At 56.1% G+C, this 14,563-nt stretch carries 14 protein-coding genes; 11 read left to right on the top strand and 3 right to left on the bottom strand.

Annotated features, from left to right (window positions below):
• The first annotated feature begins 27 nt into the window (after window positions 1-27).
• From AC22LX_RS11875 to argE, 3 genes are read left to right on the top strand one after another with little or no spacing between them, the layout of a single operon-like run.
• Entirely contained in the window at window positions 28-450 is a 423-nt protein-coding gene (locus AC22LX_RS11875; RefSeq protein ID WP_047042999.1) for a RidA family protein, read from the top strand.
• A gap of 9 nt (window positions 451-459) precedes the next feature.
• Window positions 460-1,134: a DUF1028 domain-containing protein gene (locus AC22LX_RS11870; RefSeq protein ID WP_047065646.1), complete on the top strand. Its 675-nt coding sequence runs from the start codon at window positions 460-462 to the stop codon at window positions 1,132-1,134.
• Window positions 1,127-2,275: an acetylornithine deacetylase gene (gene argE, locus AC22LX_RS11865; RefSeq protein WP_049059604.1), complete on the top strand. Its 1,149-nt coding sequence runs from the start codon at window positions 1,127-1,129 to the stop codon at window positions 2,273-2,275. The genes AC22LX_RS11870 and argE overlap by 8 nt, the downstream gene beginning before the upstream one ends.
• A gap of 41 nt (window positions 2,276-2,316) precedes the next feature.
• Here the strand turns inward: argE and AC22LX_RS11860 are convergent, their stop codons facing one another.
• Complete coding sequence (locus AC22LX_RS11860; RefSeq protein WP_063447600.1) at window positions 2,317-3,720, bottom strand: purine-cytosine permease family protein; 1,404 nt, start codon at window positions 3,718-3,720, stop codon at window positions 2,317-2,319.
• 549 nt (window positions 3,721-4,269) lie between these two features.
• Window positions 4,270-4,872, bottom strand: coding sequence for a short chain dehydrogenase (locus AC22LX_RS11855; RefSeq protein WP_049061496.1), 603 nt, complete (start codon window positions 4,870-4,872; stop codon window positions 4,270-4,272).
• A 98-nt stretch (window positions 4,873-4,970) separates the two neighbouring features.
• Between AC22LX_RS11855 and AC22LX_RS11850 the strand changes: the two genes are divergently transcribed.
• From AC22LX_RS11850 to AC22LX_RS11835, 4 genes are all read left to right on the top strand, one after another.
• Window positions 4,971-5,867 carry a LysR family transcriptional regulator gene (locus AC22LX_RS11850; protein WP_213293052.1) on the top strand — a complete coding sequence of 299 codons (897 nt, stop codon included), beginning with the start codon at window positions 4,971-4,973 and terminating at the stop codon, window positions 5,865-5,867.
• Window positions 5,868-5,921: 54 nt separating this feature from the next.
• Window positions 5,922-6,371, top strand: coding sequence for a peptidoglycan-binding protein LysM (lysM, locus tag AC22LX_RS11845; RefSeq protein WP_015369692.1), 450 nt, complete (start codon window positions 5,922-5,924; stop codon window positions 6,369-6,371).
• Between the two features lie 44 nt (window positions 6,372-6,415).
• Window positions 6,416-6,811, top strand: coding sequence for a YidB family protein (locus AC22LX_RS11840; RefSeq protein ID WP_049060911.1), 396 nt, complete (start codon window positions 6,416-6,418; stop codon window positions 6,809-6,811).
• 344 nt (window positions 6,812-7,155) lie between these two features.
• Complete coding sequence (locus tag AC22LX_RS11835) at window positions 7,156-8,565, top strand: purine-cytosine permease family protein (RefSeq protein ID WP_049060910.1); 1,410 nt, start codon at window positions 7,156-7,158, stop codon at window positions 8,563-8,565.
• Between the two features lies 1 nt (window position 8,566).
• Here the strand turns inward: AC22LX_RS11835 and AC22LX_RS11830 are convergent, their stop codons facing one another.
• Window positions 8,567-9,421: an AraC family transcriptional regulator gene (locus AC22LX_RS11830; protein ID WP_047065659.1), complete on the bottom strand. Its 855-nt coding sequence runs from the start codon at window positions 9,419-9,421 to the stop codon at window positions 8,567-8,569.
• A gap of 229 nt (window positions 9,422-9,650) precedes the next feature.
• On the opposite strand from AC22LX_RS11830, the gene AC22LX_RS11825 reads away from it, so the two are divergent.
• The 4 genes from AC22LX_RS11825 to AC22LX_RS11810 are packed head-to-tail and all read left to right on the top strand — an operon-like array spanning window position 9,651 to window position 14,553.
• Window positions 9,651-11,489, top strand: coding sequence for a DUF2264 domain-containing protein (locus AC22LX_RS11825; protein WP_487333988.1), 1,839 nt, complete (start codon window positions 9,651-9,653; stop codon window positions 11,487-11,489).
• Complete coding sequence (locus tag AC22LX_RS11820; protein ID WP_015369698.1) at window positions 11,486-12,766, top strand: oligosaccharide MFS transporter; 1,281 nt, start codon at window positions 11,486-11,488, stop codon at window positions 12,764-12,766. The genes AC22LX_RS11825 and AC22LX_RS11820 overlap by 4 nt, the downstream gene beginning before the upstream one ends.
• A gap of 13 nt (window positions 12,767-12,779) precedes the next feature.
• On the top strand, window positions 12,780-13,970 hold the full coding sequence (locus AC22LX_RS11815) for a glycoside hydrolase family 88 protein (RefSeq protein ID WP_487333987.1): 1,191 nt from the start codon (window positions 12,780-12,782) through the stop codon (window positions 13,968-13,970).
• A 22-nt stretch (window positions 13,971-13,992) separates the two neighbouring features.
• Window positions 13,993-14,553, top strand: a complete 561-nt coding sequence (locus AC22LX_RS11810) for a DJ-1/PfpI family protein (RefSeq protein ID WP_049061504.1) — start codon at window positions 13,993-13,995, stop codon at window positions 14,551-14,553.
• Window positions 14,554-14,563 lie beyond the last annotated feature (10 nt).

Here is a 14,563-nt window from a genome sequence, read left to right as displayed (position 1 = left end):
CATGACTTACTGAACAGGATAACCCTTATGCCTACCCATACTCGTATTCGGATGTTCAATACCAAAGAGACATACCCTAATCAGACGCTGGACAATGACTTATGTCAGGCGGTACGCGCCGGTAATACCGTCTACGTTCGCGGCCAGGTCGGGACGGATTTTGAAGGCAATCTGGTGGGCCTTGGCGACCCGCGGGCGCAGGCGGAACAGGCGATGAAAAACGTCAAACAGCTGCTGGAAGAGGCGGGGAGCGACCTGTCGCATATCGTGAAAACGACCACCTATATTATCGACCCGCGCTATCGCGAACCGGTCTATCAGGAGGTAGGCAAGTGGTTAAAAGGCGTGTTCCCGATCTCCACCGGGCTGGTGATTTCCGCGCTGGCGCAGCCGCAGTGGCTAATGGAAATCGATGTTATCGCCGTCATCCCTGATGACGCGGCGAAATAAGGAGGCAGAATGACATTTTCGATTGCCGCACGCTGCCCGGAAAGCGGGCAGTTTGGTATCGCGATCAGCTCTTCAAGCATTGCCGTCGGCGCCCGCTGTCCGTGGCTGCAGGCGGGGGTAGGGGCGGTATCGAGCCAGAACATTACCTTACCGGCGCTGGGGCAACTCACTCTGGCGCAGATGGAGCAGGGACTGACGGCGGAGAAAGCGATGCGTCGGGCGCTGGCGGAAGACGATTTTAGCCGCTATCGGCAGATTATCGCCATCGACGCCAGCGGCCAGACCGCGTGGTTCAGCGGCGATAAAACGCTGGGGACCTGGCATGTTGTGCAGGGCGATAACTGTATCGCCGGCGGTAATATGCTGGCGTCGGAAGCGGTGATTGCCGCGATGGCGGCAACGTTTTCGCAAACCGAAGGCGAGCTGGCGACGCGGCTGGTTGCCGCGCTACAGGCTGGCGTCGCTCAGGGCGGCGAGGCCGGTCCGGTCCATTCGGCGGCGGTGAAAGTGGTGGATGATTACTCCTGGCCGCTGGTGGATCTGCGCGTTGACTGGAGTGAAACGGACCCGATTGGCGAGCTGGCGGCGCTGTGGCAGGCCTATGAACCGCAAATGCAGGCCTATGTCACGCGTGCCCTCGACCCGCGGGAGGCTCCCAGTTACGGAGTACCCGGTGATGAATAGTCGATTACAGGATATTCTGGCGCGGCTGCTGGCGTTTGACACCACCAGCCGCGAATCGAACCTGGCGATGATCGACGATATTGCCGATTATCTCCACGGCTTCGCAATCGAAACGCAGCGCTTTTATGATGCGCAAGGGAGAAAAGCTAATCTTTATGCACGACTGGGCCCTGCGGGGCCCGGCGGCGTTATGCTCTCCGGCCATACCGATGTGGTGCCGGTTGACGGCCAGCCATGGACGGTTCCCCCTTTTGCCCTCACGCAACGCGATGGCCGCTGCTACGGCCGCGGTAGTGCCGATATGAAAGGCTTTCTCGCCTGCGTACTGGCCGCCATTCCTGATTTTCTCGCCCAACCGTTACGCATGCCGCTGCACCTGGCTTTTTCCTACGATGAAGAGGTGGGATGTCTTGGCGTACGCAGCCTGGTCGCCCATCTGCAGGCGTCGACAGAGAAACCGGCGATGTGCATTATCGGCGAGCCGACGGAGATGCGCCCGGTCTATGGTCACAAGGGGAAGCTGGCGATGCGCTGCGATGTTCACGGCCACGCTTGCCACTCCGCTTACGCGCCCGATGGCGTGAATGCGATTGCCTGGGCTGCAAAGCTGATTGGCCGCCTGGATGAGCTGGGCGAGCAGCTTGCGCTTCGCCAGGATACGCGTTTCGATCCGCCTTTCAGCACCCTGCAGGTGGGGGTAATTAAGGGCGGCGCGGCGTTGAATATTGTACCGCAGCACTGTCAGTTCGATTTTGAAATTCGCCATTTACCGGATGTGTCGGTCGATGATGCGCTGGCCTCGCTGCAGGCGTATGCCGAAGGTGAGCTGTTGCCAAAAATGCGCGCGACGGCGGCGGAATCGGCTATTACCTTTCAACCGCTTAGCCAGTATCCCGGCCTGCTGAGCGACCCGCAGTCGGCGTTCGCCGGCTGGCTGGCGCAGTGGGCCGAATGCGAGGATTTTTCAACGGTCGCTTTTGGCACCGAAGGCGGATTGTTTGATGAGGCCGGCGTGGCCACGCTTGTTTGTGGCCCGGGGAGCATGGAGCAGGGGCATAAGGCGGATGAGTTTGTTAGCGAGGCGCAGTTGGAAAAGTGCGAGCAGATGTTGAAAAATCTCTGCCGCTGGATGTCAGCTTAAACGCCGGCGCGCCGCGAAGGCGGCGCGCTTTCTTGTAGGCCTTAAACCTTCTCTTTTGCAAAAGCCATGCTTTTAACACTCTTCGCTTTCGAGAAATAATAATAGACCGGCGAGACCACCAATAAACCCACAATCCAGGAGAGATCCGCGCCGCCAAAGGAGAGGGCGATTGGCCCGGTATAAATTGAGGTCGACATAAACGGTACTTCGACCAGAATACCGAGGATATAGCAGGATATCGCCGTTGCATTAAAATAACCGTAAATACCGCCATCGCGTTTAAAGAACGATTCAACGTGATATTCGCCGTGGGCCACTAAATAATAATCGACCAGATTAATCGCCGTCCACGGCACCAGCACATACAGCAGCACGGTAATAAAATTGGTGTAGATTAGCAGGAAATTTTCCTGGCCATAGATAGCGAGGAATATCTCCAGCAGCATGGTCAAAATAGCGGTGATAATGCGTGCCCGCGCCATCGGCGACCAGCCGTCGATAAAAGTCTGGCCGAGGGTCAGGGTACAGAGTACGCCGCAGTACAGCATCATCGAGTTGGTGGCGGCGATCCCCAGCGCCAGTACGATAATCACTATCGCCCCCATGCTGCCGGTCAGATCCATAATCCCTTGAATGATATCGTCATTACCGATACAAATCGCCACCAGCACCCCGAGCACCATCGGCAGATAGGAGCCGAGAATGCAGCCAAAATAGCTGGCGTAAAAGACGCTTTTATCGTTGGTGCTGTAGGGCATATAGCGGGAATAGTCAGAGACATACGGCGCATAGGCCAGCTGCCAGAGCGCGGCGATAGAGACGGCGCCGAGAAAGCCGACGATGTTGAAGCCGCCGCGGTCGACAAAGTCGCCCGGCAGGCCATGGATGAAGACTATCCACACGAAGGTTGCCGCCAGTACAATGCCGGAAATCCACGACATGATCCGCGCGTAGGAGTGGATGATCTTATAGCCAAAGATGGTGGCGAACAGGCTTAGCGCGCCGACCACGATAATCCCGATGTCCGAGTTCATCGGCTGATAAATCGCGTGCATCGACTGCCCGCCGAGCACCAGACTGGAGGCGGTAAAGCCGATATACATCAGTACGACGATGGAGACCACCAGTACCGAACCATAGGAGCCAAATTGCCCCTTGGTCTGGACCATTTGCGGTACCCCGAGTTTTGGCCCCTGCGCCGAATGCAGCGCCATAAAGAGCCCGCCGACCAGGCTGCCGATAAATAGCGCAATCACTGACCATAAAAAGGAAAGGTGGAAAATCGTCACCGACATCGCGCCGGTGATGACCGTTAACAGCATAATGTTGGAGCCAAACCAAATGGTAAAAAGATCGCCTGGTTTGCCGTGGCGCATATTTAAGGGGATAGGTCTGATGGTATTACTTTCAAGATTCTCGACATTAACAGATTGATGTTTTGTCATGGTGCTCTCTCATTATTTTGGTCTTCATCAGCGTAAGAGTGATATTTCAATGAGGAGTACAGCTAATCTACTCATCACAACATTTCATTCACCATTTTTACAACTCTGTATCATTTGCGAAATGACAAAAAATATCGGTGCTGGATATAAAAAAAATGCTTTACCCGGCGCTGGAAAAACGCTGCATTTGTGCGTTGCGCTATTTTTGGAGTTTTATGCTTCGTGCTTAATTTTTTACTGGCAAACCCGCTGATGGTTTTTTATCGGGCAGATAAAACTCTGCCATATTGCGAGGGGATTAGAATGATGAACCGTAGAGAGAAATAACAATTCCCTGCTTTTATTATGGTCTAATGAGATAGATGATTGGCCCGATAAAATAATGGAGAAATAAAATAATTAGCTGATACATCATGACATTAGTATTATCGTGTAGTGTATCCTAAAGGCGCACAAATAACAGGGTGAAGTGCGTTATGCGAGGCGCTTCACAATAACCAACAGATATTCAATATAAGGGCAGGAATACGACATCCTGCCCGAAAATAATTAATAACCGACTTTATAAACCCGTCCGCTTTGGATCCCTTCGACGCTGCGGCGATAGGCCTGCGCCACCGCTGCGGCCGGTACGCTGGCGAAACCGGGGAAGAAACCATCATAGGTCTCGACGGATTCACTGAGCACGGTGGGGCTTATCAGGTTAATGCGGATCCCGCGCGGTAATTCGCAGGCGGCGGCGCGAACGAAACCCGCCAGTCCGGCGTTGACGGTGGTGGCATTCACCCCTTGAGCGATCGGTTCATCGGCGACGATGCCGCTGATAAGGGTAATGGAGCCGCCATCGTTGAGATAATGCTGGCCGGTGAGGGCGAGGCGAATCTGCCCCAACAGTTTATCCTGCAGTCCCTGGTCAAAATCGCGGTCGGTCATCGTGCTTAGCGGGCCAAAGTATAAGCTGCCGGCTGCTGAGACAATGGCATCGACCGGGCCAACTTTCTCGAACAGCGCCTGCACGCTGTGCTGCGAGGTGATATCAACCTGCTCGTCGCCGTGGGTGCGGCCAACGCGGATAACTTCATGCTGGCGGCTCAGTTCTTCCGCAACCGCGCGGCCAACGGTACCGCTGGCGCCAATAACGATAATTTTCATCGCAAACTCCTCAGTGAAGTGAGCCTCTATTCTTTAATTAATCGATTGTCGGATAAACTGGCTAAAAGTTAGATGATTACTAACCAGAGGTTTGTAATATGGACAAGCTGCGTGGAATGGAAACGTTTGTCGCGGTGGTAGAGTGCGGCAGTTTTACCGGCGCGGCGACGCGCCTTGAGATGTCGGCGGTGATGGTCGGCAAATATATCACCTTAATTGAAGGCCAGCTCGGCACCCGCCTGCTGGAGCGAAATACCCGTCGGCAAAGCCTGACCGATGCCGGGCGAGTCTATTTTGATGAGGCGCGGCGGGTACTGGAGCAGGTGGCGAATGCCGAGCGTTCGGTTGAACGGTTACGGCTGGCCCCTGCCGGTACGCTACGGGTGAGCGCGCCGGTTTCTTTCGGCGCCAGCATTATCGCGCCGCTGACCGCCTCCTTTCTGCAGGCCTGGCCGGAGGTACGCGTCGAGCTTGATTTGACGAACCGCATGGTGGACCTGGTGGATGAGGGAATCGATCTGGCGATTCGTATCGGCGACATCCAGCGTACCGATCTGGTGGCGAAGTATCTCGCTCCCTATCGTATGGCGATCTGCGCGGCGCCGGATTATCTGGCGCGCCACGGAACCCCGCAAACCCCCGCTGATTTAGCCGGACATCAGTGTCTTTCGCATACGGTGTGGACCGCGCGCAACGAGTGGCGGCTGCCGGGCGCTGCGGAAGAGGTACGCTGGAAGCGCGATGCGGTGCTGCGCTGCAACGATGGCTACGCGCTGCGTATGGCGGCGGTGGCCGGCGCCGGGCTGTTATTGCAGCCGGAAGTGCTGCTGGCGGAAGATTTAGCCAATGGCCGACTGGTGCGTATTTTGCAAAATTACACGCCGGAACCGAGGCCGATACACCTGCTGTGGCGCCAGGATCTGCGCCCCTTACCGAAACTTACCCGCTTCGTCGAGCATTTGTTAAAGGAAGTGAACGGTATTTATAAGCTATGATTATCGTGTCTGATGAAAGCATTCATCGTGAAACAGTAATGGAGGTATGGATAGATGGGATTATTAAGTTTTGTGAAAGAAGCGGGCGAGAAGATCTGGGATGCCGTGTCCGGCTCCAGCAAGGAAGATCAGGCCGACAAGCTGAAAAAACATATTGATAGTCTTAACCTGCCTGGTGCCGAAAAAGTCAATATTGCCGTAGCGGACGATGGTACCGCGACGGTAACAGGCGATGTCGGTTCACAGGAAGATAAGGAAAAAATTCTGGTGGCGGTAGGTAACGTAACCGGGATTGGCCAGGTCAACGATAGCGTTACTGTGACGCAGAGCGGGGCGGAAAGCCGTTACTATACGGTTAAATCCGGTGATACCCTCAGCGCCATCTCAAAAGCGATGTATGGCTCCGCCAATGACTATCAGCGTATTTTTGAAGCCAATAAACCGATGCTGAAGCATCCCGATAAGATCTATCCGGGGCAGGTGCTGATTATCCCGGCGAAGTAAGCCGTGAATCAGGGATTAATAGCAACGTTTTGATGGAGATTGTAATGGGATTATTAGATCAAATCGGCGGCGTGCTTGGCGGGCAGGCTGGCAAAGCTGAACAACTTCAGGCGATCATGACCTGGATTGAACAGCAGGGCGGTATCCAGGGAATCCTGGAAAAATTCCGCAGCGGCGGCTTAGGTGAAATCGTCGAGTCGTGGCTTAGCCAGCAGAGTAATATGTCGGTGAACAGCGATCAGATTACCTCGGTATTCGGCTCGCCTGCCCTGCAGGAACTCGGCGCCAAACTGGGCGTTGATTCGCAAACCGCCTCATCGCTGATTGCGGAATACCTGCCAAAAATCGTCGATGGCCTGTCGCCGCAGGGCGAAGCGCCGGCCCAGGGCGACCTGGTCTCCGCAGGACTTAATCTACTGAAAGGTAAGTTTTTTAGTTAAGCGCTAGCCGTTTGAGTTTTAACTTATCACATAATACGGGCCTGAATAGCGGCCCGTATTTTATTATCCGCCATAAATTCATCTCATCACGATTATTTATTCTGTATTCCTAATTGACAATTTACCGCTGCGTTGAAAATATCATTATTTTATCTTACCGGAACGGTTATGATAAAATTTTATGATATTTATCGGCGTTCTGCCTGGCTAATTAGTTTTTTTATTTTCTGTAGCCATAAACAAAGTAATTTACCCTTTCGCTAAATAATGCGCATTATCTCCAAAACATAAAAACACCTGCACATCACAACCATTATTAATGGTTCCTGACTTTGGAGAATGCTATGCCGACCAAAGAATCATCGCCGCCGCTTATTGAGAAGCACACCATTGGCTATATTCCGCCAGAAGATCGCCACGGTAAAACCCGCGATCTCTTTACCCTGTGGTTTGGCGGCAACATCGCGCCGCTGCCGATCGTTACAGGCGCCCTGGGAGTACAGATCTTTCACCTGAATCTGCTGTGGGGGATCGCTGCGATTTTAGTCGGCCATCTGGTCGGCGGGGCGCTGATGGCGCTGCACTCGGCGCAAGGGCCGCAGATGGGGATCCCGCAGATGATCCAGAGCCGCGCGCAGTTTGGATCTTTTGGTTCGCTGCTGGTGGTGGCGATCGCCGGGGTGATGTACGTTGGTTTCTTTGCCTCGAACATCGTGCTGGCCGGGCAGTCGCTGCACGGCATCGCTCCCGCGGTTCCGCTACCGGTGGGGATTGCGATCGGCGCGGTGGGATCCTGCGTGATTGGCATCATCGGCTACCGATGTATTCACATTCTCAACCGGATCGGCACCTGGGTGCTGGGCATCGGCATTATGGTCGGCTTTGGCTACATCTTCACGCATCTGCATACCGCCGATTTCTTAACTCGCGGCGGTTTTTCCTTCTCGGGCTGGCTGGCCACCGTGTCGCTGGCGGCGCTGTGGCAGATTGCCTTCGCCCCGTATGTTTCTGATTATTCGCGCTACCTGCCGGCGGATGTTCCCGTCGCCGCGACGTTCTGGACCACATACCTTGGCTCGACGCTCGGTTCCAGCCTGTCGTTTATTTTTGGCGCGGTAGCGGTGCTGGCAACGCCGGTGGGGCTGGAAACCATGGATGCGGTAAAGCTGGCGACCGGCGCGATAGGCCCATTGATGCTGGTGCTGTTCCTGCTGAGCGTCATCAGCCATAACGCGCTTAATCTGTATGGCGCGGTGATGTCGGTGATAACCCTGGTGCAAACCTTCCTGTGGCGCTGGATCCCCGGCAGTCGTAGCCGCGCGCTGCTGTCGGTCATCGTGCTTATTTGTTGCGTGGCGGCGGCGATCTTCGCCTCGGCGGACTTTATCAGCCACTTTATCGATCTGGTTCTGGCCCTGCTGGTGGTGCTGGTGCCGTGGACCGCGATTAACCTGATCGACTTCTACGCCATTCACAAGGGCAGCTACGATATTAACTCGATATTTCAGGTGGATGGCGGTATCTATGGCCGTTATAACCCGCACGCACTGCTGGCCTACGCCATTGGCATCCTGGTGCAGATCCCGTTTATGAATACCCCGCTGTACGTTGGCCCGGTCTCGGCGTGGTTTAACGGCGCCGATCTCTCCTGGCTGGTCGGCCTGCTGGTGACCTCGCCGTTGTACTACTGGCTGGCGAGCCGCGATAGCGCCTGGCGTCGCCGTCAGGTTGGCCTCAAGCAGGCGATGGATTAAGTTATAAAGCGGAGCGCCGCTGGCTGGCCTTACGGTACTGCAGCGGCGTCTGGCGCATCATCTTTTTAAAACAGGTAATGAAGTAGGTCACCTCGCCAAATCCCACCGCCACTGCGATGGCATCAACGCTCTCATCGCTATTACGTAGCAGATCGCAACTGCGTTTTATTCGCCGGGTGAGCAAATATTCATGGATATTGCCGCCGGTCTGCTGACGAAAAACCCGCGAGGTGTAGCTGCGCGAAAGTCCGAGGTCGCAAGCCAGCTGGTCAAGGGAAAACTTGCTGGCATAGTGGGCTTCGATCCAGTTCATAATCCGCGAGGCGACGGTCTGCTGGCGCGGCGGGTAGCGTTGCGGCTGCTCGGGTAGAAACGTCATTAGCTGCATCATCAAAAACGCCACCTCGCAGGCGGTGGTCTGCTCGTTATCCTCCAGACGCTGAAACTGTTCAAGGATCCTTTCGATAAATGCCGCGTGCTCGCTGAGGTCGTAAATTTGCGCCGGCAGATTGCTGGCGGCCAGCGCCGCGAACTGGGCCTGATGGCGCGGGAAAGCGCTGAGCGCGCTCTCGACGACCGACTGCTCAATGTGCATGGTGGTGCGGTGATAAGGATTTTTATCGCTATGATCGACCTGCACTTTGTGCAAACGGAAGGGCGGGAAGATAAATAATCGCCCCGGACGGGCGGTGTAGTGCTGGTTATCCACCACCACGATGCCATAGCCGCTGGAAATATAAAGCAATTCAACGCATTGATGCCAGTGGTAGTAAAGCACGCTGGTGGTGTACATGCGATTAAACGAAATGGCCTGCCGATCGAGCGTAATACGTTCCAGCAGTTGCGCTTCGCCCATTTTGCCTCCAGGACAACAGATTTAAATTTTTACGCCATCATTTGCAATTTATCCTCCGCGCGGTCGACAAAATCCAGCAAAAATGAAATGGCGGTTTAATTTTGTGAGTCTGCTCACTCAGCGCCGGGAATAAAAGCGGTTACTCTTCATCCAGACGTCGCACACGTGGCTTGATAAAAGCTTAATAACAATAACTTACCTCTACCCTCGTGTTATACGGGAGGACCCTGTGCAACCTGAAAATATTCATCTGGATAACCCACTGATAAGCCGGGAAGAGGTGCTACGGCTGGTCAATGAAATGCTGAACGCGGTAGCGCCTTATTTTAAAAACGACGCCAGCCGCATTGATTTAGCGAACTTCACCGCTCACTACGGCCAGCAGGTCGCGAGCATGGAAACCTTTTCCCGTCTGCTGTGGGGCGTAACGCCGCTGTTGGCTGGCGGCAGCGAGCCGCAGCATTTCTCCTTCTATTTACAGGCGATAAAAAACGGCACCAATCCGCAGCATGCCGATTATTGGGGCGAAGTCGCGCCTTACGATCAACGCATTGTCGAGATGGCGGCTTACGGACTATTGCTGGCGCTGGCGGGCGAAACCGTACTGGCGCACTTCACTGCTGCGGAAAAAGAGAACTTATGGCGCTGGTTAAAGCAGTGCGAGACCCAGGATATCCCGGATAATAACTGGCACTTCTTTCCGATTCTGGTACAGGTTGGCTTTCATTATTGTGGAATGCCGACCAATCCGCAGGCGCTGGAAGATCATTTTGCCGCCATGGAACGTTATTACCTCGGCGATGGCTGGTATTCGGATGGTCCGGGCCGCCCGCGCGACTATTACATCTCGATGGGCTTCCATTTCTATGGCCTGATTTACGCGAAGCTGATGGCCGATGTCGATCCGCGGCGCTGTGCGGAACTGCGTCAGCGGGCCGCGCGTTTCTCCTCTGACTTCATCCATTTCTTTGCCGATGACGGCGCGGCGATCCCGTTCGGCCGTAGTCTGACCTATCGCTTTGCCGAAGCGGCGTTCTGGAGCGCGGCGGCCTTCGCCGGGCTGGAGGTATTTTCGCCGGGCGTGATTAAAGGCATCGTATTGCGCCACCTGCGCTGGTGGCTGAAGCAGCCGATGTTCGATCGCGACGGCGTACTGAGCGTCGGCTACAGCTACCCGAACCTGGCGATGGCGGAAGATTACAACGCGCCGGGTTCACCGTACTGGGGGCTGAAAACCATGCTGGTGCTGGCGTTAGGCGAGGGCGACGCCTTCTGGCAGGCGGCTGAACTGCCGCTGCCGCCGCTGCCCGCGCAGCACACAATAGCCCATGCGGATCAGGTGCTGGTACATCAGGCCGATCACCTGTGGATGCTGACTTCCGGCCAGCTGGAGCTGAACAACTTCGTTAATACTGAAGCGAAATACTGCAAATTTGCCTACTCCACCCGCTTTGGTTTCACCATTGAACGGGGGCGCTACGGGTTGAACCATGCCGCCCCCGACTCGATGTTGCTGCTGGCCGAAAAGGATAATTACTGGCGCGGCCGCCGCGAATGCCAGCAGGTGGTCACCGCTAACGGCATCATTTACAGTCGCTGGCTGCCGTGGCGCGACGTGGTGATTGATAGCTGGCTACTGGCGCTGGGCGACTGGCAGCTGCGCGTCCATCGCATTACTACCCAGCGCGCTCTGGATTGCGCGGAAGGCGGCTTTAGCCTGGCGAATCGTCCGCTGCCGCAGACGCAAGAGAGTGACGGCGCCTGCTGCTTACGCAACGCCCGCGATATCTCGGCGATTTTCTGTTTACATCCGCACGCCCGCCGCGGCGAGACGGTGCTGACGCCGCCGAACAGCAATCTGTTGTTCGCCGAACGTGCGGCGGTGCCGGTGCTGCGCGGCGAGCTCGATGCGGGGACGCATTGCCTGGTAAGCGCGGTATGGGCGGGGAATGCCGCTGACTTCGAACCGCAACACTGCCCACAGGCCTTCATTAGCGATGACGCGGTACGCTTCGTGACGGCACGACAAGAAACGACGCTCGTTCTGGCCCCGGAGGCATCGCTATGAGCACATCATCATCCGTACGCGCCGCGCAGTACAAAATGAGTACCTTTATTTTTCTCTACTTCTTCACCTGGTCATCCAGCTTTGGCCTGTACGCGCTGTGGCTGAGCCAGAAGGTAGGCCTCGATAGCATTACCATTGGCAGCGTGTTCGCCATTAATGGCGTTTTCGCGGTGGTCCTAAAGCCGGTGTATGGCTATATCATGGACAAAATCGGCATGAGCAAGTGGCTGCTCTATTTTGTCTGCGCCATTTCCGCGCTGATGGCGCCGTTCTTCGCGCTGGTGTACCAGCCGCTGCTGCAAAGCCACGCGACGCTGGGGATTATCATCGGCGCGCTGTATTTGAGCCTCGGCTGGTACGCCGGGGTGGCGGCTTCCGAATCTTACGCCGACCGCTTTAGCCGCCTGTACGGGTTGGAGTTTGGCCGTATCAGAATGTGGGGTTCGCTGGGCTGGGCGATGGCGGCTTCGGTCTCCGGACTGCTGTTTAACTTCACGCCGCTGGCTAACTTTTTGCTCAGCAGCGGCACCTCGGTACTGATGCTGCTGGTGCTGATTAGCCTCAAAATCGGTGATGAACAGCTGCGCAATAACAACGTCATTTCCGCGAATAAGATCGTCTTTGCCGATGTGCTGATGCTACTGAAAAATCGCAAATTCTGGATGTTCAGCCTCTACGTCGCCGGAGTGGCGTGGATGATGTTCATCGCCGAGCAGCAGTTCCCGCGCTATTTCGTCTCGTTCTTTGCCACCAAAGAGCAGGGCAACGCTTGGTACGGCTATCTGAGTACCGTCCAGTCGGGAATGGAATTCGTGATGATGATGTTTATCCCATGGCTGGTGAACCATTATGGCGCCAAGCGCGGCCTGCTGTTCTGCGGCTGCGTGGTGGGGGCGCGGCTGATTGCCTCCGGCCTGACCAACGACCCGATTGTCATCTCCATCATCAAACCGTTTTACGGCGTCGAGATCGCGCTGCTGCTGATTTCAGTTTTCAAATACATCGCCGAACACTTCCATCGTCGGGTTAACGCCACGATGTACCTGCTGGGTTACCAGGCAATGATTTACGTCGGATCGATTGTGGTCGCGCCGCCGGCGGGTTACCTGTACGACAAAATCGGCTTTGAGCATACCTATCTGCTGATGGGCTGCTGCGCCCTGACGTTTACGCTGATTTCCGCTTTTACGCTATCGCGCTGCCAGTCGAAGCGCGATGCCTCACGACCCTTTACTCCGGCTTTAGATACCGCCTCGGTTGAACCGGCCAAACATTAATTCAGGAGTTGTTATGACCAAATCTGTTATCACCGAAGCGCTACGGCCGATAGAACTGCATCAGGTCGACCGCCTGGCGTTGAGCCAGAAGCTGGAAGACGCGCTGGCCCGCGTGACGCGCAAGCTGGACAAAAATATCGTTGCCTTCGGCGATAAGTTCCCCGGCGAAGCCTGTGAAAACGGCATCTGGCCGCGTACCGAGAACGTAGAGTGGACCACCAGTTTTTGGCCGGGCCAGCTGTGGCTGGCGTGGGAGATGACCGGCAAAGCGCACTACCGCGAAGCCGCCGAGCGCTATTTACCGTCGTTCGCCCGGCGTATTGAGCAGCGTATCGACACCGCGACCCACGACCTTGGCTTCCTTTATTCGCTCTCCTGCATCAGCGCCTGGCGGCTCACCGGCAATGAAGCCGCTCGCCAGTCGGCGCTGCTGGCTGCCGAGCGCCTGATGGAGCGTTTTAACCCGACGGCCAAAATTATCCAGGCGTGGGGCGATTTAAACGATCCGGAGCAGCAGGGGCGAATGATCATCGACTGCAATATGAACCTGCCACTGCTGTACTGGGCCAGCGAGCAGACCGGCGACCCGCGCTACGCGCAGGCGGCAACGGCGCACGCCGGGCAGGCGGCAAACTATATCGTGCGTGAAGACGCTTCGACTTATCACACCTACTATATGGATGTGCAGACCGGCGAGCCGCGCTTTGGTAACACTCATCAGGGCTACAGCGATACTTCATGCTGGTCGCGCGGCCAGGCGTGGGGCATTTACGGTTTCCTGCTGAGCTATCAGCACACCGGCGATAAGCAGATGGTTGAGCTGTCGCGCAGCCTGGCGCACTACTTCCTCAACCGCCTGCCGGAAGATGATGTTTGCCATTGGGATCTGGCGCTGCTCGGCACCGATGCCGTGCGCGACAGTTCGGCGGCGGCGATTGCCGCCTGCGGCCTGCTGGAGCTGGTCAAGGCGCTGCCAACGCTCGACGCCAACCGCGCGTATTACGAAGAGATGGTGCTACGCATTGCGCTATCGCTGACCGACAACTACCTGGCCCACGACGATGACCCTACCGAAGGGCTGCTGCAGCACTCGGTTTATCATATGGGCAGCGGAAAGGGCGTCGATCAGTGCTGTAGCTGGGGTGACTATTTCTATCTTGAGCTGCTGGCGCGGCTGCGACAGATTTGGTACCCGTACTGGTAATCCTCAAGGAATGGAGAACGAGATGAAAAACGTAGCCGTGTTATTAGCCCCCGGGTTTGAAGAGGGGGAAGCGATAGTCACTATCGATATCCTGCGCCGTCTGAATATTGCGGTGCAGACGATTGCCTGCGGCGAGAGTCGCGAAGTGGTGAGCTACCACGCTATCCCGATGCTAGCGGATAGCACCCTGAAGGCCAGCTTCGATCAAACCTTTGATGCCGTGGTGTTGCCGGGCGGCCCGGAAGGCAGTGTTAATCTGGCGAAAAGCGCGGAGGTCATTGCCTTCGTTCGCCGCCACGATGAAGCGGGCAAATATATCTGCCCGATTTGCTCCGCCGCCGCCCGCGTGTTGGGCGGTAACGGGCTGCTGAAGGGGCGTCGCTATGTCTGTTCTGGCGATCTTTGGCAGCAGGTGAGCGATGGCGTGTACGTGGATGCCGACGTCGTGGAAGACGGCAATCTGCTCAGCGGCCGGGGGCTGGGCAAGGTGTTTGATTTCGCTTTTACCCTGGCGGCGCGGCTGCAGGGCGATGAAGCGCCGGCGCGCGAACAGGCGGAACATATTTATTATCCGTGGCCCTAGCCGCACGGCA

The sequence above is a fragment of the Klebsiella sp. PK01 genome (assembly GCF_057624675.1).
This window is presented reverse-complemented; position numbering and strand designations above follow the sequence as displayed.